Source organism: Corynebacterium limaceinasi, from assembly GCF_046717465.1.
Taxonomy (GTDB): Bacteria; Actinomycetota; Actinomycetes; order Mycobacteriales; family Mycobacteriaceae; genus Corynebacterium.
In genome coordinates this window covers 416388-434588 of sequence record NZ_CP177100.1, presented here as the reverse complement: position 1 = coordinate 434588, position 18201 = coordinate 416388, and the positions used below count along the sequence as shown (strand labels likewise).

24 protein-coding genes are annotated in these 18201 nt (G+C 59.2%); 5 read left to right on the top strand and 19 right to left on the bottom strand.

Annotation, left to right across the window (positions count from 1 at the left end):
- Window positions 1-8: 8 nt before the first annotated feature.
- The 11 genes from truA to secY form a co-directional block, all read right to left on the bottom strand.
- Window positions 9-890, bottom strand: coding sequence for a tRNA pseudouridine(38-40) synthase TruA (truA, locus tag ACLI1Q_RS02210; RefSeq protein WP_239269084.1), 882 nt, complete (start codon window positions 888-890; stop codon window positions 9-11).
- A gap of 381 nt (window positions 891-1271) precedes the next feature.
- Window positions 1272-1784, bottom strand: coding sequence for a 50S ribosomal protein L17 (gene rplQ, locus ACLI1Q_RS02205; RefSeq protein ID WP_005277082.1), 513 nt, complete (start codon window positions 1782-1784; stop codon window positions 1272-1274).
- Between the two features lie 67 nt (window positions 1785-1851).
- Window positions 1852-2862 carry a DNA-directed RNA polymerase subunit alpha gene (locus ACLI1Q_RS02200; RefSeq protein ID WP_239269086.1) on the bottom strand — a complete coding sequence of 337 codons (1011 nt, stop codon included), beginning with the start codon at window positions 2860-2862 and terminating at the stop codon, window positions 1852-1854.
- 114 nt (window positions 2863-2976) lie between these two features.
- A complete protein-coding gene (rpsD, locus tag ACLI1Q_RS02195) occupies window positions 2977-3582 on the bottom strand; it encodes a 30S ribosomal protein S4 (protein WP_023016758.1) in 606 nt (201 codons plus the stop codon).
- A 21-nt stretch (window positions 3583-3603) separates the two neighbouring features.
- Window positions 3604-4008, bottom strand: coding sequence for a 30S ribosomal protein S11 (gene rpsK / locus ACLI1Q_RS02190; protein WP_005277076.1), 405 nt, complete (start codon window positions 4006-4008; stop codon window positions 3604-3606).
- A gap of 3 nt (window positions 4009-4011) precedes the next feature.
- Entirely contained in the window at window positions 4012-4380 is a 369-nt protein-coding gene (rpsM, locus tag ACLI1Q_RS02185) for a 30S ribosomal protein S13 (protein WP_023025213.1), read from the bottom strand.
- Window positions 4381-4562: 182 nt separating this feature from the next.
- Window positions 4563-4781, bottom strand: a complete 219-nt coding sequence (infA, locus tag ACLI1Q_RS02180; RefSeq protein WP_003854422.1) for a translation initiation factor IF-1 — start codon at window positions 4779-4781, stop codon at window positions 4563-4565.
- A gap of 259 nt (window positions 4782-5040) precedes the next feature.
- A complete protein-coding gene (locus ACLI1Q_RS02175) occupies window positions 5041-5832 on the bottom strand; it encodes a L,D-transpeptidase (protein WP_239269088.1) in 792 nt (263 codons plus the stop codon).
- A gap of 68 nt (window positions 5833-5900) precedes the next feature.
- Window positions 5901-6695, bottom strand: coding sequence for a type I methionyl aminopeptidase (map, locus tag ACLI1Q_RS02170; protein ID WP_239269090.1), 795 nt, complete (start codon window positions 6693-6695; stop codon window positions 5901-5903).
- Window positions 6695-7240 carry an adenylate kinase gene (locus tag ACLI1Q_RS02165; RefSeq protein ID WP_411697050.1) on the bottom strand — a complete coding sequence of 182 codons (546 nt, stop codon included), beginning with the start codon at window positions 7238-7240 and terminating at the stop codon, window positions 6695-6697. The genes map and ACLI1Q_RS02165 overlap by 1 nt, the downstream gene beginning before the upstream one ends.
- Entirely contained in the window at window positions 7240-8565 is a 1326-nt protein-coding gene (gene secY / locus ACLI1Q_RS02160; RefSeq protein ID WP_411697049.1) for a preprotein translocase subunit SecY, read from the bottom strand. The genes ACLI1Q_RS02165 and secY overlap by 1 nt, the downstream gene beginning before the upstream one ends.
- Before the next feature lie 377 nt (window positions 8566-8942).
- On the opposite strand from secY, the gene ACLI1Q_RS02155 reads away from it, so the two are divergent.
- Together ACLI1Q_RS02155 and ACLI1Q_RS02150 are read left to right on the top strand one after the other, a co-directional pair.
- Complete coding sequence (locus tag ACLI1Q_RS02155; protein WP_239269094.1) at window positions 8943-10250, top strand: class I SAM-dependent methyltransferase; 1308 nt, start codon at window positions 8943-8945, stop codon at window positions 10248-10250.
- 11 nt (window positions 10251-10261) lie between these two features.
- Window positions 10262-11764, top strand: a complete 1503-nt coding sequence (locus ACLI1Q_RS02150; protein WP_411697048.1) for an FAD-binding oxidoreductase — start codon at window positions 10262-10264, stop codon at window positions 11762-11764.
- Window positions 11765-11870: 106 nt separating this feature from the next.
- Here the strand turns inward: ACLI1Q_RS02150 and ACLI1Q_RS02145 are convergent, their stop codons facing one another.
- The 7 genes from ACLI1Q_RS02145 to rpsH all read right to left on the bottom strand — a co-directional run bounded on the left by ACLI1Q_RS02145 (window position 11871) and on the right by rpsH (window position 14797).
- The gene (locus tag ACLI1Q_RS02145) at window positions 11871-12011 is read right to left on the bottom strand and encodes a hypothetical protein (protein WP_239269098.1); all 141 of its coding nucleotides are present in this window, start codon (window positions 12009-12011) and stop codon (window positions 11871-11873) included.
- Between the two features lie 142 nt (window positions 12012-12153).
- Window positions 12154-12600: a 50S ribosomal protein L15 gene (rplO, locus tag ACLI1Q_RS02140; RefSeq protein WP_005277000.1), complete on the bottom strand. Its 447-nt coding sequence runs from the start codon at window positions 12598-12600 to the stop codon at window positions 12154-12156.
- Window positions 12601-12603: 3 nt separating this feature from the next.
- Window positions 12604-12789, bottom strand: coding sequence for a 50S ribosomal protein L30 (gene rpmD / locus ACLI1Q_RS02135; RefSeq protein WP_005276997.1), 186 nt, complete (start codon window positions 12787-12789; stop codon window positions 12604-12606).
- Window positions 12790-12792: 3 nt separating this feature from the next.
- Window positions 12793-13416 carry a 30S ribosomal protein S5 gene (rpsE, locus tag ACLI1Q_RS02130; protein WP_005276995.1) on the bottom strand — a complete coding sequence of 208 codons (624 nt, stop codon included), beginning with the start codon at window positions 13414-13416 and terminating at the stop codon, window positions 12793-12795.
- Window positions 13417-13456: 40 nt separating this feature from the next.
- Window positions 13457-13858 carry a 50S ribosomal protein L18 gene (gene rplR / locus ACLI1Q_RS02125; protein WP_023025204.1) on the bottom strand — a complete coding sequence of 134 codons (402 nt, stop codon included), beginning with the start codon at window positions 13856-13858 and terminating at the stop codon, window positions 13457-13459.
- A gap of 3 nt (window positions 13859-13861) precedes the next feature.
- Entirely contained in the window at window positions 13862-14398 is a 537-nt protein-coding gene (gene rplF / locus ACLI1Q_RS02120) for a 50S ribosomal protein L6 (protein ID WP_023025203.1), read from the bottom strand.
- A 15-nt stretch (window positions 14399-14413) separates the two neighbouring features.
- Window positions 14414-14797, bottom strand: coding sequence for a 30S ribosomal protein S8 (gene rpsH / locus ACLI1Q_RS02115; RefSeq protein ID WP_005276990.1), 384 nt, complete (start codon window positions 14795-14797; stop codon window positions 14414-14416).
- A 354-nt stretch (window positions 14798-15151) separates the two neighbouring features.
- On the opposite strand from rpsH, the gene ACLI1Q_RS02110 reads away from it, so the two are divergent.
- Both ACLI1Q_RS02110 and fdhD read left to right on the top strand, forming a co-directional pair.
- A complete protein-coding gene (locus ACLI1Q_RS02110) occupies window positions 15152-15400 on the top strand; it encodes a DUF6457 domain-containing protein (protein WP_005276987.1) in 249 nt (82 codons plus the stop codon).
- Window positions 15400-16218, top strand: a complete 819-nt coding sequence (gene fdhD, locus ACLI1Q_RS02105; protein WP_239269102.1) for a formate dehydrogenase accessory sulfurtransferase FdhD — start codon at window positions 15400-15402, stop codon at window positions 16216-16218. Before ACLI1Q_RS02110 ends, fdhD begins: the two co-directional genes overlap by 1 nt.
- On the opposite strand, the gene ACLI1Q_RS02100 is transcribed toward fdhD, so the two are convergent.
- Window positions 16215-17000, bottom strand: coding sequence for a formate/nitrite transporter family protein (locus ACLI1Q_RS02100; protein ID WP_239269104.1), 786 nt, complete (start codon window positions 16998-17000; stop codon window positions 16215-16217). The genes fdhD and ACLI1Q_RS02100 overlap by 4 nt on opposite strands.
- A 610-nt stretch (window positions 17001-17610) precedes the next feature.
- Between ACLI1Q_RS02100 and ACLI1Q_RS02095 the strand changes: the two genes are divergently transcribed.
- Window positions 17611-18135: a sortase gene (locus ACLI1Q_RS02095; RefSeq protein ID WP_239269105.1), complete on the top strand. Its 525-nt coding sequence runs from the start codon at window positions 17611-17613 to the stop codon at window positions 18133-18135.
- Window positions 18136-18201 lie beyond the last annotated feature (66 nt).

Genomic DNA, 18201 nt, shown 5'->3' with positions numbered 1-18201 from the left:
GCGTGTTTTCACAAGGTCGTGCGCTTTTCCCTCGTCATATGCGCGCGCGCGGACATGTCGCCCGCCTCCGGGTAATCCACTTGTACTAAGGACAAGCCCCTCGCCGGTGCTACGGGAATGCGAGAGGAGCGCTTGGTTTCCTGAAGCAATGCCGCGGCAAAGTCGACGTCCATGCGGCCTTCCCCAACGCTTAAGCAACAGCCCACCAAAGAGCGCACCATCGACCAGCAGAAGGCGTCCGCGGTCACCCGGGCTTCAAAGAGCTGCGGTTCTTCCGGTGTCGAGACATCCTGCCAGCTAAATTCCTGTAATTCTCGAATGGTGGTGGCATTCGGCTTGGCCTTGCAAAAGGCCGCAAAATCGTGCAGGCCTACCAGCGCGTTGGCCGCATCCTGCATGGCATCGATGTCTACCGGTTTGAACCATTCGGCCGTATCGCGCGCCCGCGTCGGCAGCGCACCCCGCGGGCTGGTGGTTATCCGGTACACGTAGTGCCTACGCAGCGCAGAAAATCGGGCATCAAAACCTTCCGGCGCCACCTCGCAGCCGTGCACCCGGACGTCTTCCGGCAACAGCTTGGCAAGCCTGCGCACTAACTTTCCCGGATCGCCTCCTACGGACCGTTGTTCCAACATCTCTTGCGGTACGTCCACGTGCGCCACCTGCCCGCGGGCATGGACGCCCGCATCCGTACGTCCGGCCACCGTCAGCGGCACCTCCGTGCGCGCGATCATGGCCAGCTGCTCCTCGAGCACGCCCTGGACGGTACGCAGTCCGCCCTTTTGCTTAGCCCAGCCGTGGAAATCGGTGCCGTCATAGGCCAGGTCTAACCGGAGCCGAACGAATCCTTCCGCTGGTCCCTCATCTGCGATCGGTGCTGCTTCAGTCATGGTGGACCTAATGCTACCGGAGGCGGCGGCGGGTTCCCGAAATGTGCAACTTCTCCTGCTACACCTCCCCTATTCGTTTTGAGCAGAAAATGCAATATCTGAGGGCCGTAATTGCTCAGTTATCGCAGTGGAGGATGCGCATAAGAGGTTGCGCGGGTGGATGCGCGGGTGGATGCGCGACGAAACCGGCTCATAGTCACACTAAAATACCGAGGCCCAGGAGGTCGCGGCGCAGGGGCTGAGGGAAAACGACAAAAGCCGCCTTCCCGTCTCTCTTCGTAAAGAGTATGGGAAGGCGGCGATTGTGCGCTACTGCTGCGAGTAGTCGGTGCAATCCACGCGCGGCGTTAGGGCCGACGCGGATTCAGTGGCCGAGGGAGATTACTTCTCCTCGGACTCCTCAGCAGAGGTGTTCTCAGCTGCGGTGTCCTCGGCCGGAGCCTCGGTCTCTGCAGCCTCGTCTGCCTGAGCTTCTTCAGCCTCAGCGGCCTTGGAAGCGGCAGCGCGGGTAGCGCGGTTAGCCTCGGAGGTCACGGTCTCCTCAAGAACGAGGGAGATCTGGGACATCGGGGCGTTATCACCGGTGCGGTTGTCCAGCTTGATGGTGCGGGTGTAGCCACCCTCACGGTTCTCAAACTTCGGTGCAACCTCGTCGAACAGGTGGGAAACAACATCCTTGCGCGGGATGAGCTTCAGCACTGCGCGGCGGTCAGCAATGGTGCCGGACTTAGCCTTGGTGATGATCTTTTCGACGTACGGGCGAAGAACCTTCGCCTTGGCATCGGTGGTCTTGATGGCGCCGTGCTCGATCAGGCTAGCTGCCAAGTTGCTCAGCATGTGAGCTTGCTGCTTGGCGGAGCCACCGAGACGGGCACCCTTCTTCGGGGTAGGCATTGTTTACTCCTCGTGTGCGGTAAAAGTTGAGCGCGCGGCAACGAGTGCCGCAGTTCAGGGTGATTCTTTACTCGGAATCGTCCGCAGCCGGGTCCTTGAAGTCACCGGTTTCTGCGTCGTAGCCCTCGAGCTGGGTGGGGTCGAAGTCCTCAGGGGTGTCCTTCAGAGCAAGGCCCAAGTTAGCCAGCTTGATCTTTACCTCATTAATCGACTTCTGACCGAAGTTGCGGATATCCAGCAGGTCGGACTCGGTGCATTCTGCAAGCTCGCCGACGGTGTGGATTTCCTGACGCTTCAGGCAGTTATAGGAGCGAACGGAGAAGTTCAAGTCCTCGATAGGCATGCCGTAGGCGGCGATATACTCGGTCTCCTGCGGGGAGGGGCCGATCTCGATGCCTTCGGCTGCGTTGTTCAGCTCGCGTGCCAGGCCGAACAGTTCGACCAAGGTGCCGCCGGCAGAAGCCAGGGCATCGCGGGCGGAAATCGAGTTCTTGGTTTCGACGTCGATGGTCAGCTTGTCAAAGTCGGTGCGCTGCTCAACACGAGTAGCTTCGACCTTGTAGGAGACCTTCAGCACTGGGGAGTAGATCTGGTCGATTGGAATACGGCCGATTTCCCCAGAGGTTGCGGCAGCCGGGACGTAGCCACGGCCGCGCTCAACGACGAGCTCAATGTCCAGCTTAGCGGTGTCATTCAGCGAAGCGATGTGCAGATCCGGATTGTGGATCTCCACGCCAGCCGGCGGCTGGATATCGCCCGCGGTGACATCACCAGGGCCTTCCTTGCTCAGGTACATAACCACCGGCTCATCGAAGTCGGAGGACAGGACCATGCTCTTGATGTTCAAGATGATCTCAGAAACGTCTTCCTTCACACCGTTGATGGTGGTGAACTCGTGGAGCACACCATCAATCTTGATGGAGGTTACCGCTGCGCCCGGGATGGACGACAGCAGGGTGCGACGCAGCGAGTTACCGAGGGTGTAACCAAAGCCCGGCTCGAGCGGTTCGATAACGAACTTGGAACGAGACGAGTCGATGAATTCCTCGGTGAGCTGAGGACGCTGGGAAATGAGCATTTCAATTCTCCTTTTCGGCGACCGCTATTTGACGCCGGTAGAGGGGGTAAAAATCTTGAGGTTGAAGATTCCTGATGGACCGCGTGGCCGTGAAGGGCCGTGCGGTATAACAGTTTACTTCGAGTAAAGCTCGACGATGAGCTGCTCTTGCAGCGGAATGTCGATCTGAGCGCGCTCGGGCAACTGGTGCACGAGGATGCGCAGCGTATCAGGAACGACCTGCAACCATGCCGGTACGTTGGCATCGATAAGAGCGTCCTGAGCGTCTTCGAACCATTCCATCTTCTGGGACCGCGGGCGGACATCGATGATGTCGTACTGCGTAACCCGGTAGGACGGGATGTTGATGTTCTTGCCGTTCACGGTGAAGTGACCGTGGGAAACGAGCTGGCGAGCCTGGCGGCGGGTGCGTGCCAGACCGGCGCGGTAAACCACGTTGTCGAGGCGGGTCTCCAGCAGGATGACCAGGTTGTCACCGGTCTTGCCTGGGAGGCGGTTAGCCTCGGTGTAGTAGCGGCGGAACTGACGCTCCAGCACACCGTAGGTGTACTTTGCCTTCTGCTTCTCCTGGAGCTGCAGCAGGTACTCAGATTCCTTGATGCGGTTGCGGCCAGCCTGTCCCGGAGGGTACGGGCGGCGCTCGAATGCCATGTCTCCGCCGACCAAGTCGACGCGAAGACGGCGGGATACGCGGGTAGCGGGGCCAGTGTAACGAGCCATTTTCTTACCTCTTTCCTTCCCTTAAACCTTGCGACGCTTGGTCGGACGGCAGCCGTTGTGCGGCTGTGGAGTTGCATCCGTGATCGAGGAAACCTCGAGGCCTGCAGCCTGCAGGGAACGGATGGCGGTCTCGCGGCCGGAGCCCGGACCCTTGACGAATACGTCAACCTTCTTCATGCCGTGGTCCATTGCCTTACGTGCGGCGCTTTCAGCGGCCATCTGCGCAGCGAACGGAGTGGACTTGCGGGAACCCTTGAAGCCAACGTGGCCGGAGGATGCCCAGGAGATAACAGCACCGGTCTGATCGGTGATCGAGACGATGGTGTTGTTGAAGGTGGACTTGATGTATGCGTGGCCCAGAGCCACATTCTTCTTGACGACGCGACGGCCGGAACGGCGTGCGCCGGAACGAGTCTTTGGAGGCATGAACTACTTCTTCTTTCCTGCGATCGTCTTCTTCGGGCCCTTACGAGTACGCGCGTTGGTCTTCGTACGCTGACCGCGTACCGGCAGACCGCGACGGTGGCGCAGACCCTTGTAGCTTCCGATTTCAATCTTGCGACGAATATCAGCCTGAACCTGGCGGCGGAGGTCACCCTCTACCTTCCAGGAGCCTTCAATTGCGTCACGCAGTGCCGAAACCTGTTCATCATCCAGGTTGTCGGTGCGCAGGTCAGGAGAAATGCCAGTCTTTTCTAGCAATTCCTTGGCACGGGTTGGACCGATGCCGTAGATGTAGGTGAGAGCGACCTCCATACGCTTATTGCGTGGGAGGTCAACACCAGCTAGACGTGCCATAAGGCGTGTCCTTTCGGGTTGTTACGGCGGTTTTCTCCCCATCCGTCCCGCTCCATGCAACGCTTCGCCCGGACCGTGCCGGGGATCCTTGGGTTGCTTACCAGTGCGGGCTCAGGCCACCGTAGCCTGAGGTGTACAGGACAAAACCATGCTTCGCCCTTGGGTGAGGAGGCTGACTGTGTTTACTTGTAGCGGTAGACGATGCGTCCGCGGGTCAGGTCATAAGGAGACAGCTCTACGACGACGCGATCCTCCGGGAGGATGCGGATGTAGTGCTGACGCATCTTACCGGAAATGTGTGCAAGAACCTTGTGCCCATTGTCGAGCTCGACACGGAACATTGCGTTTGGCAAAGGCTCGACGATGCGACCCTCTACCTCAATTGCGCCTTCCTTAGCCATAACCTCTACTTTTCTGGCGACAGACAAGTACCTGTCACCTGCATGTTTGTTGTCTACTGCGGTGGTGCAAGCCAACCAGACCTACTGGCGCTATACACCGTCAAACCAGCATACGCTGCAGCGACACGATTTCCAAACCGTACGCACTTTCATAAATCCCAAACCAGCGGAGTAAAACTAAAAATACCCTCGAGCTCAGTTCCTGATTCTGGAACCAAGCGCGAGGGCGAGGCGCGTTAACGCGGTGAGCTACATCGAATTAGTAGATGTAGACCTTGTCACCAATCTGGACATCGTTCCAATAGCGAACCGCGGCATCGTACGGCAGATGCACGCAACCGTTGGAGTCAACGTTGGTGTTGTCCAGGTGGAAAGCGTGGCCGTTATTGGTGAAGTAAATGGAGTACGGCATCGGTGCGTTATTGAACTCGCGGGAGATTTCGTCCTTCACCTTGCGGTTGACGTGGAAGGTACCGCGCGGGGTTTCCTCACCCACCATGCCGGCGGACATGGATGGGGAAATGTAGGAGACGTCGCCACCTTCCTGCAGCCAGGTGCGGCGGCCGTCAAGGTCGACACAGATCTTGGCGTCTGCCGGGCAGGAACCGCGGTCGAACTGGTTAGCGCGGCGCTGCTCCTCCGCACGGCGCGCCGCCTCTTCAGCCTTCGCCTTTTCTTCCGCAATCTGCTGTGCGTGTGCGCGCTCAGCGGCCTCGCGAGCCTGGCGTGCTTCCTCGTTCTTCTGCGCAACTAGGCCCGGGAAAAGGAATTCCAGTGCACTATCCACTGCGGACTGTACATTCGGTGCCAGTTCTGGGGCGTACTTCTCAGCCTGATCCAGGATGTCAGTACGGGTCTGCCATGCCTGGTCACGGGTCTGGCCTTGGAAGTTATCAACCTGCTGCTGGGCCTGTGCGGTGAGCTGGTCGAGATTAGGGAGTTGCTGAGCAGAAGCTGCCGGGGCGCCGGCAATAGTGCTCAATGCCATGACGCCAGCCACTGCTGGTGCAGCAACGGTGGCACTTAACTTGCGGAGGCTGAATTTAGACATAGTGGTGAGTATAAACCTTTCAGGGAATTATCGCCTAGTTTAAGCGGCGATTTTTCGGGGAATAAGTATTAGTAGCGCCTGGTGAGGATGCGCGGGCCGTCCACCGTCGCGGCCACCGTGTGCTCCCAGTGGGCGGCAACGGAGCCGTCGAGCGTGACCACCGTCCAGTCATCTTCTAGCACCGCACTATCGACGGTGCCCAAGGTGAGCATGGGTTCGATGGCCAGGACGGAGCCCTCCTGGATGAGGGGACCGCGGCCGGGCTTTCCCTCATTTTCCAAGTAGGGCTCTTCGTGCATGGTGCGGCCAATGCCATGTCCGCCGTAACCATCCACGATGTAGAGGGATACGCCAAACTTGTCCTCTGCGCGGTAAGTCGCCTGCTCCAGGGCGTGGGAGACATCCGTCAGGCGGTTGCCCGGCACCATCGCCTGTAGCCCTTCCATGAGCACCCATTCGGTCGCCGCGTTCAATGCCGCAACGCCCGGGTCGAGTTCGCCGATGGGAAAGGACCACGCGCTATCTCCTACCCACCCATCGAGGGTGGCGCCGCAGTCGATGGAGACGAGGTCGGCATCGGCAAGCACCGTCTTAGCATCCGGGATGCCGTGCACGATGACATCGTTAACGGAGGAGCAAATGGAGCCCGGAAAGCCTTCGTAGCCCTTGAAGGTAGGGGTGGCACCGGCATCGCGGATTGTCTGTTCCGCCACCGCATCGAGCTCCAGCGTGCTCACTCCTGGCGCCGCCGCGGCACGGACTGCTTGCAGCGCCTTGCCGACGATCTCGCCAGCCGCCTGCATAGCATCCAGCTCGCCCGGGGTGCGGGCGGGAATGCGCTTGGTGCGGCGCCGAAAAGCCATTACTTGCCCAGCGCTTCCATGGCGCGAGCGTTGATCTCTTCGACGGAGCCTTCTGCCTTGATGGGGATGATGGCATCGCCGTAGTGCTCGATGAGCGGGAAGGTCTCATCGCGGTAGACACCCAGGCGGGTGCGGATGGTTTCCTCGTTATCGTCGGCGCGGCCGCGGGCCATCATGCGCTCGACAACGACGTCCTCAGAAACCTCGAAATTCAATACGCCGTCGAGCTTTTCGCCCTTCTTGGACAACAGCTCTTCCAGGATGTCTGCCTGCTCGGTGGTGCGCGGGAAGCCGTCCAAGAGGAAGCCGTTTTTGGCGTCGTCTTGGCTGAGGCGCTCTTCTACCATGCGCGCGGTGACATCGGTAGGCACTAGCTTTCCGGCGTCAATATAGGACTTCACCTCAACGCCCAGCGGGGTGCCCTCGCCAATATTGGCGCGGAAGAGGTCACCGGTAGAGATGTGTGGAACGCCGAGCTTTTCGCTCAGGATTGCTGCCTGGGTGCCTTTGCCAGCACCGGGAGGGCCAAGAAGTACAAGACGCATTATTTCAATAGTCCTTCGTAGTTGGATTGGAGAAGTTGGGATTCAATTTGCTTGACCGTGGTCAACGCGACGGAGACCATAATCAAGATGGCGGTACCGCCAAAGGCGGAGGTGCCGTTAGCAGAAGAGTGGCCGACGCCGAGGTCCAGGAGGATATTCGGCAAAATGGCAATCAACGCCAAGTACAGGGCACCGACGCTGAGCAGGCGGTTCATAACAAAGCCGAGGTACTCCGCCGTAGGGCGGCCCGGGCGGATGCCTGGGATGAAGCCACCGTACTTCTTCATGTTATCCGCTTGCTCGGCGGGGTCGTACTGCACCGAAACGTAGAAGTATGCGAAGAAAATGGTCAACAGGAAGTACAAGACGATGTACTGCCAGGACGACGGCGCCTGCAGGTGCGCAATGACATTGCGCTGCCACCAGTTATCCGGGGTGTTCACGGAGCTGGAGTTGACGATCTGCGTGATCAGCACCGGCATGTAGATAAGCGAGGAGGCGAAGATGACTGGGATAACGCCGGCCTGGTTGACCTTGAGCGGCAAGTAGGTGGAAGAGCCACCGTACTGGCGACGGCCCACCATGCGCTTGGCGTACTGCACCGGGATGCGGCGCTGGCCCTGCTCGATGAAGGTAATGCCGACGACCAAGACGATAAGGCCGACCAACACCATCGCGAAGACCATGCCGCCGTTGTTTTGCAGGATATTCATGCCATCGGTAGGCAGGCGCGTAGCAATACCAGCGAAAATGAGCAGGGACATGCCGTTGCCAATGCCCTTTTCCGTAATCAGCTCGCCCATCCACATTACGAGGACGGCACCGGAGGTCATCGTCACCACGAGCAGGATGAGGGTGAAGAAGTTGCGGTCTTCTGCTAAGACCGGCACGCCCTGGCCCAGCAGCTGCTCGCGGTCCGCCAGCGCGACGATGCCGGAGGATTGCAGCAGCGCCAAGGCGACCGTGAGGTAGCGGGTGTACTGGGTCATTTTCGCCTGCCCAGATTGACCTTCCTTCTTCAGCTGCTCAAAGCGCGGGATGACCACGGTCAGCAGGTGCACGATAATGGACGCCGTAATGTAGGGCATGATGCCGATGGCGAAGATCGACAGCTGCAATAGGGCGCCGCCAGAAAACAAGTTAATCACGGAGTAGAGGTCTCCGGATTCCTCTGTCAGTTGACGCAAGCGTCCTGCAATTGACGCGTAATCTACACCCGGCGACGGGATCTGTGCACCGATGCGGTACGCAATGATCATCACGACGGTGAAGACGATCTTCTTGCGTAGGTCGGCATCCTTAAAAGCCTGCAAAATGGCGGACACTACAAAATCCTCCTGGCCTACCGCTGTCACGCGCGAATCTATGGATTCCTCACGCAGCAACACACGGAGGTGGACACTCGTTGGCCCCCTCAGGGCTCCACATCTTTCTCACACGGCGTTAAGAAGTAAAGACAAGGAGTCCCAAAGGAACGGTGGAACACTTTTGACCCCATAACCCTACCAGCTATATAACTGCGAGCCACATCTAACCCGCATTATGTGACAATGATTGCCCATTCTTTCGCGCTTATTCCGCTAGGGGTTTACCATGTTAATTATTGCCCTGCGCAATTTTCTACCCGTAGGATTCCGGCCTTGCGGTCCCTAAACACCAAGGTCGTTATTGGTGTGACCCCAACATTGCGAAAGAAGTCTGAATGAGCAAAAAATTCACGCCGATGACCGTTGCTGAGATCATCGACGTCTTCATCCCTAGTCCCAACCCGTTCCGCTGGGAGGCCTTTGATGGCTCGGCCACCGGCCCTGTCGATGCCGAATACAAGGTCACCATCAATAGCCTTGGCGGACTTGCTTATATCGCCACCCACCCAGGCGACGTCGGATTCGCCCGCGCCTATGTCACCGATGGCATCTCTGTAGAAGGCGAGCACCCCGCCCACCCGTACGGCATCTTCAATGCCCTGCACGCCATGTATGACAAGTTTGAAAAACCCAGCGCTAAAGACTTGGCCCGCGTGGTTCGCTCGCTGGCTTCCATGGGCGCTTTCCACATCCAGCCGGTGCCTGAGGTAGAGCGCGCCTCTTGGCTGCGCCGCAAGCTGCACGATGGCCTGTCCAAGCACTCCAAAGAGCGCGACGCCGACGTTATTTCTGATCACTACGACGTGGGCAATGACTTCTACGAGCTCTTCTTGGGCGATTCCATGACCTATACCTGCGCCTACTTCCCCACCCCGGACGCCACCCTGGAGGAGGCACAGGAAAACAAGTACCGCCTCATCTTTGACAAGCTGCGCCTGAAAGAAGGCGACACCCACCTAGACGTGGGCTGTGGCTGGGGCGGCATGGTGCGCTACGCCGCACGCCGCGGCGTGAAGTCCATCGGCGTGACCTTGTCGCAAGAGCAGGCCGAGTGGGGCCAAAAGAAAATCGAGGAAGAAGGCCTACAGGATCTGGCCGAGGTCCGATTCATGGACTACCGCGATGTCACCGAAGAAGGCTTTGATGCCATCTCCGCCATCGGCATCATCGAGCACATCGGCGTGCAGAACTACGATGACTTCTTCAAGTTCATGTACAGCAAGCTCAAGATCGGCGGCCTGATGTTGAACCACAACATCACCTACCCGGATAACCACAAGACGCCCAAAGGCGGCTTCATCGACCGCTATATTTTCCCCGATGGCGAGCTCACCGGTTCCGGCAACGTCACCAAGGCCATGCAGGACAATGGCTTCGAGGTCTTCCACACCGAATCCCTGCGCTTTGATTACATGCGCACCCTGCACGAGTGGTGCGAGAACTTGAAGGAGAACTGGGAAGAGGCCTGCAACCTGGTAGGCCTGCCCACCGCCCGCCTCTACGGCATCTACATGGCCGGCTCGGAGTGGGGCTTCGAGCGCAATATCATTAACCTCTACCACTTCTTGGGCATCAAGCTCGGCGAGGCCGGCTCCCGCGCCGGCGTGCCTGAGCGCCGTTGGTGGGAAGACAGCCGCTTTTAAAAGGAGCCCATATGACCCTTTTGGATCACTTACGCGAGCGCGTTTCTGCCCTGCAGCCGCGCCCCGTCGACGCCGTGCGCATCGAGCCCGTAGGCTGGCAGGCCCACCGCGCCGGCGTAGACACCTTACTGCGCAGCTTCCGCGAGGTCCCCGCCGGCAAGCGCGTGCGCTTGGCCAAAAAGACCTCTAACCTCTTTCGCGGCCGCAGCGAGAATCAGGTAGGCCTTGATGTCTCCGACCTAGGCGGGGTTATCGAGGTCGATCCCCTCGCCCGCACCGCCGATGTGCAGGGCATGTGCACCTACGAGGACTTGGTCGATGCCACCTTGCCGCACGGCCTCATGCCGTTCGTCGTTCCGCAGCTTAAGACCATCACCCTGGGCGGCGCGGTGACCGGCATGGGCGTGGAATCCACGAGCTTCCGCAACGGCCTGCCGCACGAGTCCGTCATCGAGATGGATATCCTGACCGGCACCGGCGAAATCCTTACCTGCTCGCGCGAGCAGAACGTCGATCTCTTCCGCCTCTTCCCCAATTCCTACGGTTCTTTGGGCTACGCGGTGCGCCTGAAGATCGAGCTCGAGCCCGTCCCGCCTTACGTGGAGCTGCGCGAGCAGCGTTTCCACACGGTGGAGGAGGCAAGCCGCGTGCTTGCCGATGTCTCCGTCAACCGCACCCACGAGGGTGAGTCCGTCGATGGCCTAGACGGCGTGGTCTTTTCCGAGGACGAGGCTTACCTCGTCTTCGCCCGCTTTACCGATGAGGAGGGCCCTACCTCCGATTACACGCGGGATAAGATCTACTACCGCAGCCTGCAGCACGCCCAGGGCATGCGACGCGACCGCCTTACCATCCGCGACTATATCTGGCGCTGGGATACCGACTGGTTCTGGTGCTCGCGTGCCTTTGGCGCCCAGAACCCCAAGGTGCGCAAGGTCTGGCCGCGCGAGCTGCGCCGCAGCTCCTTCTACTGGAAGCTGGTGCGCCTGGACCGCAAGTACGAGTTGGAGTACAACTTCATCAAAAAGCCGCACGGCAAGCCGCGCGCCGAGCGCGTGGTCCAGGATATCGAGGTCACCCCGGAAAACCTCCCGGAGTTCCTCCACTGGTTCTTCCAGGCCTCCGATATCCAGCCGGTCTGGCTCTGCCCCATCCGCCTGCGCGATGGTGTGGGCGATCTCGTGGGCACCGGCGATATTGCCGCCGAGTCCCAGGACCCCTGGCCGCTCTACCCGCTGCGCCCCGGAAAGACGTGGGTCAACGTCGGCTTCTGGTCCGGTGTGGACGGCGATCACGTCGATCCCAGCGCCCCCGGCAATGGTGCGTTCAACCGCGTCATTGAAGAGAAGGTCAATGACTTGGGCGGCCACAAGTCGCTGTACTCCGAGGCCTTCTACTCCCGGGAGCGGTTCGAGGAGCTCTACGGCGGAAAGCTTCCCGATGCCATCAAGGCCGTAACGGACCCCGATGACCGCTTTCCCGGCCTCTTTGAAAAGACCGTGGACGAGGCCTAGGACGGGTCCCAAAACACATAAGGGTGGAACGCTAGTGAAAGCGTTCCACCCTTTTTGCAGCTACGGGCCCAATCCCTGACAGGGCCCGAGGCTTTAATCAGCGCGACTACTGCGCTTGGGCCACCTGCGCGGTCTCAGCGTTATCCGGCTGGGACAGCTGCGGGTTGGTGTCAACGGGGCCGGTGGAGCCGGCGAGCGCAAGCACGGCGGAGATGACAGCGGCAAGGAATGAAGAAATGGACGACATAGCAAAATCCTAGCTAGTAGGGATGAGTGTTTACGGTGATAACACTACCACTGCCATGCATACGCCCGCATAGATCGACTACACCCCCTCACCCCGCACATAAGGTGCGAGGAAAGGGGGTGTAGTTATTCCCTAGTCCAGATTACTTGGTGTTGGCGGAACCGCCAGCAGCCTCAATCTTTTCTACAGCGGACTTGGAGAACTTGTCTGCGGTGACGTTCAACTTAACGTTGATGTCGCCGCTGCCCAGAACCTTGACCGGCTGGTTAGCGCGGACGAGGCCAGCAGCTGCGATGTCAGCGACGGTGATGTCGCCGCCATCGGCAAACTTCTCGGCCAAGTCAGCCACGTTAACAACCTGGTACTCAACGTGGTTCGGGTTCTTGAATCCCTTGAGCTTAGGCAGACGCATGTGGATGGGCATCTGTCCACCCTCGAAAGCAGCGGGAACCTGCTTACGAGCGCCGGTACCCTTGGTACCGCGACCAGCGGTCTTACCCTTGGATGCCTCACCGCGGCCAACGCGGGTCTTGGGCTTATTTGCTCCTGCGGTTGGGCGCAGGTCGTGCAGCTTGATGATATCAGCCATGGTTTACTCCCCTGCCACTTCTTCGACGGTGACCAGGTGGCGAACCTTGTGAACCATGCCGCGGATGATCGGGGTGTCCTGCTTAACAACGGACTGACCGATGCGCTTGAGACCCAGAGCCTCAATGTTCTTGCGGTGGTTCGGCTTGGTGCCCACCAGGCCCTTTACCTGTGTAATCTTCAGAGCCATTGTTTATGCCTCCTGACCTGCGCGCTTGCGCAGCATACGGGCCGGGGTGACCTCTTCGATGGACTTGCCACGGCGTGCGGCAACCTCTTCGGGGCGGACCAGCTGCTTGAGGCCGTCCACGGTTGCGCGGACGACGTTGAGTGCATTGTCGGAGCCCAGGGACTTCGACAGAATGTCCTGCACGCCAGCGCATTCAAGCACTGGACGAGCAGCACCGCCGGCGATGACACCAGTACCAGGAGCGGCGGGCTTCATCATGACGATGCCCGCTGCGTCGCGACCCTCTACCGGGTGGGTGATGGTGCCGGCAACCATAGGTACGCGGAAGAAGTTCTTGCGAGCCTCTTCTGCACCCTTCTGGATTGCAGCCGGAACTTCCTTAGCCTTGCCGTAGCCAACGCCTACCTGGCCCTGGCCGTCACCAACGACGACGAGAGCGGTGAAGGACATGTTGCGGCCACCCTTGACGGTCTTGGAGACGCGGTTGATGGTCACAACGCGCTCGATGTACTTATCGCGCTCGTTGTCCTGCTGGTTACGACGATCGTTGCGACGGCCGTTGCCGCCGCGGTTGTTCTTGTTGTTCTCGGCGGAGCGTCCGCCGTCACGCTGTTCACGGTCCGACATTACGCGATCCTTCCGTTGATGTTTCCGTTGACGATGATCATTAGAACTTCAGACCACCTTCACGTGCGGCGTCTGCCAGCGCAGCGACGCGGCCGTGGTACTTGTAGCCTGCGCGGTCAAAGACGACCTGCTCAATGCCAGCGGCCTTGGCGCGCTCAGCAATCAGTTCGCCCACCTTGGCAGCCTTTGCCTTCTTATCGCCCTCGAATGCACGGATGTCCGCTTCCATGGAGGATGCGGAAACCAGGGTGTGGCCTGCCAAGTCATCGATGACCTGGACGTGCATGTGGCGCGAAGAGCGGTGCAGGACCAAGCGCGGGGACTCAGGGGTGCCACGCAGGGTCTTACGGATACGGAAGTGGCGGCGTGCGCGTGCTTCGCGACGACGAGAAGAAATGTCCTTGCCGACTGGAGTGCGCTTCGTGTTTTCAGTGTTTGCCATTGCTTACTTACCCGTCTTTCCGACCTTGCGACGGATCTGCTCGCCTTCGTAGCGAATACCCTTGCCCTTATAAGGATCGTCCTTACGCAGGCGACGGATATTAGCGGCGATCTGTCCGACTAGTTGCTTGTCAATACCGGTAATGGACAGCTTGGTGTTGCCGTCCACTGCGAAGGTGATTCCCTCCGGAGCCTTAATGAGGACCGGGTGGGAATAGCCCAGGCTGAATTCCAGGTCCTGGCCCTTTTGCTGCACACGGTAGCCGACACCAAAGATTTCCATCTTGATGGTGAAGCCCTCGGTCACGCCGATGACGGCGCTGTTGAGCAGCGAGCGGGACAGGCCGTGCAGTGCACGGTGCTTGCGGTGATCATCAGGGCGGGAAACGGTCAAGATGCCGTCTTCCACGTTGATGGTGATCGGATCCGGAACGTTTACGCTCTGGGTACCCTTAGGGCCCTTGACCTCAACGTCTTGGCCGTTGATGTTGATTTCGACGCCGTTTGGTACGGCGATCGGTGCTAGACCGACTCGAGACATGTGTCAAACCTCCCTTTACCAGACGTAGGCGAGAACTTCTCCGCCTACGCCCTTCTCCTCAGCCTGACGGTCAGTCAGCACACCGTGGGACGTGGAAATGATAGCCACGCCCAGGCCGCCCAAGACCTGTGGCAGTTCGGTGGACTTTGCATACACACGCAGACCCGGCTTAGACACGCGACGCAGACCAGACAGGGAACGCTCGCGGTTGTTGTACTTCAGCTCGAGGGACAGGGTGTGGCCCTCAACGGTGTAGTCAGCGATGTAGCCTTCCTGCTTCAAGATGTCAGCAATGTTTGCCTTCAACTTGGAGGTAGGCATCGACACGACGTCGTGGTGTGCGTTACTTGCGTTACGCACGCGCGACAGCATGTCGGCAATAGGATCAGTCATAGTCATATGAGTGACCGTGTACCTTTCTCGTTGCGGTTCCCGTGCTCACCAAAGCGTTTTCCGTGTGATTTCGGGCTACTCACGCTCCTCACGGTCAATACCGCAAGGCGCTCGCCACCCTTTGATTCAGACAACGGTCCGCTATAAACGGCGAGGGGCCTACAACAAAGTTGATGTTCAATTCTTTTTCGGCTCTGCGTTTTACCAGTTCAGCACGCAAAACCCGCAAGGCTTTGCGCGTGCACCGGCTGCAGCGCAGGCACGCCGGAACACTTTACGCCATATTCTGCGGTTTTCCAAATAAATCCCCTGCATTCATTACAGTCGGATACAGCGCCACATAGTTGAGGAGTAGTTGAGATGAGTACCGAGAACGAAGATCCGATCCGCACCGCCCACCAATGGCTTGAAGAAGCCGCGCGGCTATTAAACCTCGAGCCACATGAGGCCACGGCGCTGACCCGGGAACTGCTGGATTTAACCAAGGACGTGGCCCATACCCAGTCGCGGCCGGCAGCACCGTTGACGGCGTTCGTGGTGGGGTTGGCATCGGCAAGCACGGCAGAAGCCAAGGTAAATATCGAAACCCTCAAGGAGGCGCTGAAGTAATGGCCGGACGCAAGAATGCCACCTTCGCTGTCACGAAGGTCCGCTTGGGCGAGCATACGCAGGTAGATACCCGCGCCGATACCGTCGCCGGTGAGGAGCCGCTTGAGATTCGCGTGGGCGGGCAGACCATCACCACCACCATGCGCACCCCGGGCCACGATATTGAGCTGGCGCACGGTTTCCTCCACTCCGAGGGGCATATTGCCGCGCTTTCCAATGTCACCACTGCCCGCTACTGCGCCGGTTCCACCGTCGAGGGCATGAATACCTATAACCTGCTGGACATAGACTTGGTGAAGAATACGCCGTTGGACTTGAGCGATCTCCGCCTGACCACGACGACGTCCGCCTGCGGGGTGTGCGGCACTTCGTCCATCGAGGCGCTGGCAAAGAAGTCGCGCTACCCCATCCCCCAGATCCCCGTGGACCCACAGCTGGTGGTCCAGCTGCCGGAGAAGCTGCGCGCCGCCCAAAAGGAATTCCGCAAGACCGGCGGAATCCACGCCGCCGGCGCATTTACCCTCGAGGGTGAGCCGGTGGTCATCCGGGAGGACATCGGCAGGCACAACGCCGCCGATAAGGTTATTGGCCACCTGCTCATGGAAGAGCGCCTGCCCGCCGATGACCTCATTTTGGTCATGAGCTCCCGCGCCAGTTTCGAGCTGGTCCAAAAGGCCGCCATGGCCGGTTTTGGCATGCTCGTTGCCGTCAGCGCCGCCTCTTCCCTTGCCGTAGAGACCGCCCGCGAGACCGGCATGGCGCTAGTGGGCTTTGCCCGTGCCGATCGCTTTAACCTTTATTCGGGCACGCTGGCCTAGTCGCGGTAATCTTCCGGCCCATTATTGAGCCAGGCGTACACGCCACCGATGAGCAAGCCGCCGCCGATGAAGTTGCCAATCCACACCAGCGTCCAGTTGAGAGCAACATTGCCAACGGTCAGCGCGGCCGGCAGCGGATCGCTGCCGAAGAAGGTGAGCGCGAAGAGACAGAAATTGGCAATCACGTGCTCCAGGCCTAGGCCCACGAAGATGCCGATGATCGGGACGATGACGATGAACTTCGACACGATTTCCTTGGCAAAGACCGCGCCAACGATGCCCATATTGACCACGAAGTTCGCGGCCATGCCCTCCACGAGCATTCCCTGCGGGGATTTGGTCAGCTTGCCTTCAGAGATGGTGACCAACAGGTGCGAGGGATCCATATTCGCGAGCTTGGCAGACATGCCCATGACGGCGGCAAAGATGATGGCGCCGACAAGGTTAAAGATCGTGGTAATAAGCAGTACGTAGAAGGCCTTGCCCCAGGACAAGTGTTTCTGCATCGCCCCGTAGACCATGTACATCATATTGCCCGTGGCCAGCTCAGCACCGAGGATAACGATGGCGAAGAGGCCTAGGCCGAAGAACAGGGCAAAGATCACGGAGCCCAAGCCTGGGGCAAGCTCTTCCACCGCTTGGCCAACGACGCCGGCAAATACGGTGCCGATGCACAGATACACACCGGCGAGAATTGCGCGGACAGAAAATCGTGAAAATGATTGATCGAGTAGGGCGGCCTTTTTCAGGGATCCGGCCTTGGCAGCTTCGTTGAGAGACACCGTTTTTATTTTCCTTATTTAGCTGTACTTATACGGACAAGAGAATCACGGAGTATCGTAGCGGTTAGCGCAACCGCTGCCTCGATAAGCCGGAAAAGAAAATTATTACTCTAAGCTGGGTTCACACCCACCCCTATTGTCCCTAGTTTCCTCGGAGGTCGCAGTGGAGCACCAAGACCACCCACGGAGGAAGGGATCTCACTTATCCGCAGCGCAACCGCGCCACACTACATCCTTAAATCACAACACTCCAGGCCATGCTTCTAGCGTTGCTGATAAAAATTCCCGGCCCAAAGGTGGATCTGGCCGGCACCATTCCACAGAGCGCGATTGGCGGAAAGCAGAGCATCACGCGCGTCACATCCAAAGCCGTTACCCGAATCGCAGGATAAAAGAGACCTCAGCTCCAAGGCACCGAAAAGCCCCTTCTTCCCCTTGGGATCGCTTTAAAGGCGCATGGGCGTCCTCCGGAGTCCTTCGAGTCTCAGCCGGCATCGTTGCAACGATCCTCGTCATCAGCACGATCGATCGCAGCATCAATACGTCCGAACGCAACATCAGCTCGCCCGAAGGATTAGATACTAACCAAGTTTCTGCAGAAAATGCTCCCGTGTTCGAACCGTCCGCGGCAGTAGAAATGTTTATCCCTGCCATCGACGTCCATGCCCAATTTGAGGATGGCACGTGCCGCGTAGTCGATGGCGCCATAAACCCTGACACCATGGATAAGGCTTGCACTTATACTGCCGATGACCGCCCCTACTCCCTGCCTAGAACAAATGCCGACGATATCGTCGTTATCGCTTGGCACACCGGCGCCGGCGTGCCTGCCGTATTCAATAAGCTTTACGATGGCGCTGCCAACGAGCACAAGGTCAGCATCGGCGACAAGCTGTACGTACGCACCAAGAATTCCGACCAGAACTGGCTCACCTACACCGCAACCGATCTCCATGACCCCGATAAACAAGGCCTAGCCGGTGACTCCAGCGTATGGGGCGAGGACGCGATGCCAGGCAGGCTGCTGACGACTAGCTGCATCCAGCCCGCCAATCCCCTCGAGGCCGCCGTGCGCAATGCCGTCGTGGGATGGCAATTCGAGGGCACCACCCACACCGCGGACGACAAAGTTTAACCGCTCAGCAGCACTGCGGTCACTCGCCCGCCTTCCGCTTATCCGCTCCTTTTCCTCAGCTTTACA

What these genes read in the sequence shown, in the direction of transcription:
- truA (WP_239269084.1), bottom strand. Translation starts at nt 890, where the DNA reads ATGACTGAAGCAGCACCGATCGCAGATGAGGGACCAGCGGAAGGATTC.
- rplQ (WP_005277082.1), bottom strand. Translation starts at nt 1,784, where the DNA reads ATGCCTACCCCGAAGAAGGGTGCCCGTCTCGGTGGCTCCGCCAAGCAG.
- ACLI1Q_RS02200 (WP_239269086.1), bottom strand. Translation starts at nt 2,862, where the DNA reads ATGCTCATTTCCCAGCGTCCTCAGCTCACCGAGGAATTCATCGACTCG.
- rpsD (WP_023016758.1), bottom strand. Translation starts at nt 3,582, where the DNA reads ATGGCTCGTTACACTGGCCCCGCTACCCGCGTATCCCGCCGTCTTCGC.
- rpsK (WP_005277076.1), bottom strand. Translation starts at nt 4,008, where the DNA reads ATGCCTCCAAAGACTCGTTCCGGCGCACGCCGTTCCGGCCGTCGCGTC.
- rpsM (WP_023025213.1), bottom strand. Translation starts at nt 4,380, where the DNA reads ATGGCACGTCTAGCTGGTGTTGACCTCCCACGCAATAAGCGTATGGAG.
- infA (WP_003854422.1), bottom strand. Translation starts at nt 4,781, where the DNA reads ATGGCTAAGGAAGGCGCAATTGAGGTAGAGGGTCGCATCGTCGAGCCT.
- ACLI1Q_RS02175 (WP_239269088.1), bottom strand. Translation starts at nt 5,832, where the DNA reads ATGTCTAAATTCAGCCTCCGCAAGTTAAGTGCCACCGTTGCTGCACCA.
- map (WP_239269090.1), bottom strand. Translation starts at nt 6,695, where the DNA reads ATGGCTTTTCGGCGCCGCACCAAGCGCATTCCCGCCCGCACCCCGGGC.
- ACLI1Q_RS02165 (WP_411697050.1), bottom strand. Translation starts at nt 7,240, where the DNA reads ATGCGTCTTGTACTTCTTGGCCCTCCCGGTGCTGGCAAAGGCACCCAG.
- ACLI1Q_RS02155 (WP_239269094.1), top strand. Translation starts at nt 8,943, where the DNA reads ATGAGCAAAAAATTCACGCCGATGACCGTTGCTGAGATCATCGACGTC.
- ACLI1Q_RS02150 (WP_411697048.1), top strand. Translation starts at nt 10,262, where the DNA reads ATGACCCTTTTGGATCACTTACGCGAGCGCGTTTCTGCCCTGCAGCCG.
- ACLI1Q_RS02145 (WP_239269098.1), bottom strand. Translation starts at nt 12,011, where the DNA reads ATGTCGTCCATTTCTTCATTCCTTGCCGCTGTCATCTCCGCCGTGCTT.
- rplO (WP_005277000.1), bottom strand. Translation starts at nt 12,600, where the DNA reads ATGGCTGATATCATCAAGCTGCACGACCTGCGCCCAACCGCAGGAGCA.
- rpmD (WP_005276997.1), bottom strand. Translation starts at nt 12,789, where the DNA reads ATGGCTCTGAAGATTACACAGGTAAAGGGCCTGGTGGGCACCAAGCCG.
- rpsE (WP_005276995.1), bottom strand. Translation starts at nt 13,416, where the DNA reads ATGTCGGACCGTGAACAGCGTGACGGCGGACGCTCCGCCGAGAACAAC.
- rplR (WP_023025204.1), bottom strand. Translation starts at nt 13,858, where the DNA reads ATGGCAAACACTGAAAACACGAAGCGCACTCCAGTCGGCAAGGACATT.
- rplF (WP_023025203.1), bottom strand. Translation starts at nt 14,398, where the DNA reads ATGTCTCGAGTCGGTCTAGCACCGATCGCCGTACCAAACGGCGTCGAA.
- rpsH (WP_005276990.1), bottom strand. Translation starts at nt 14,797, where the DNA reads ATGACTATGACTGATCCTATTGCCGACATGCTGTCGCGCGTGCGTAAC.
- ACLI1Q_RS02110 (WP_005276987.1), top strand. Translation starts at nt 15,152, where the DNA reads ATGAGTACCGAGAACGAAGATCCGATCCGCACCGCCCACCAATGGCTT.
- fdhD (WP_239269102.1), top strand. Translation starts at nt 15,400, where the DNA reads ATGGCCGGACGCAAGAATGCCACCTTCGCTGTCACGAAGGTCCGCTTG.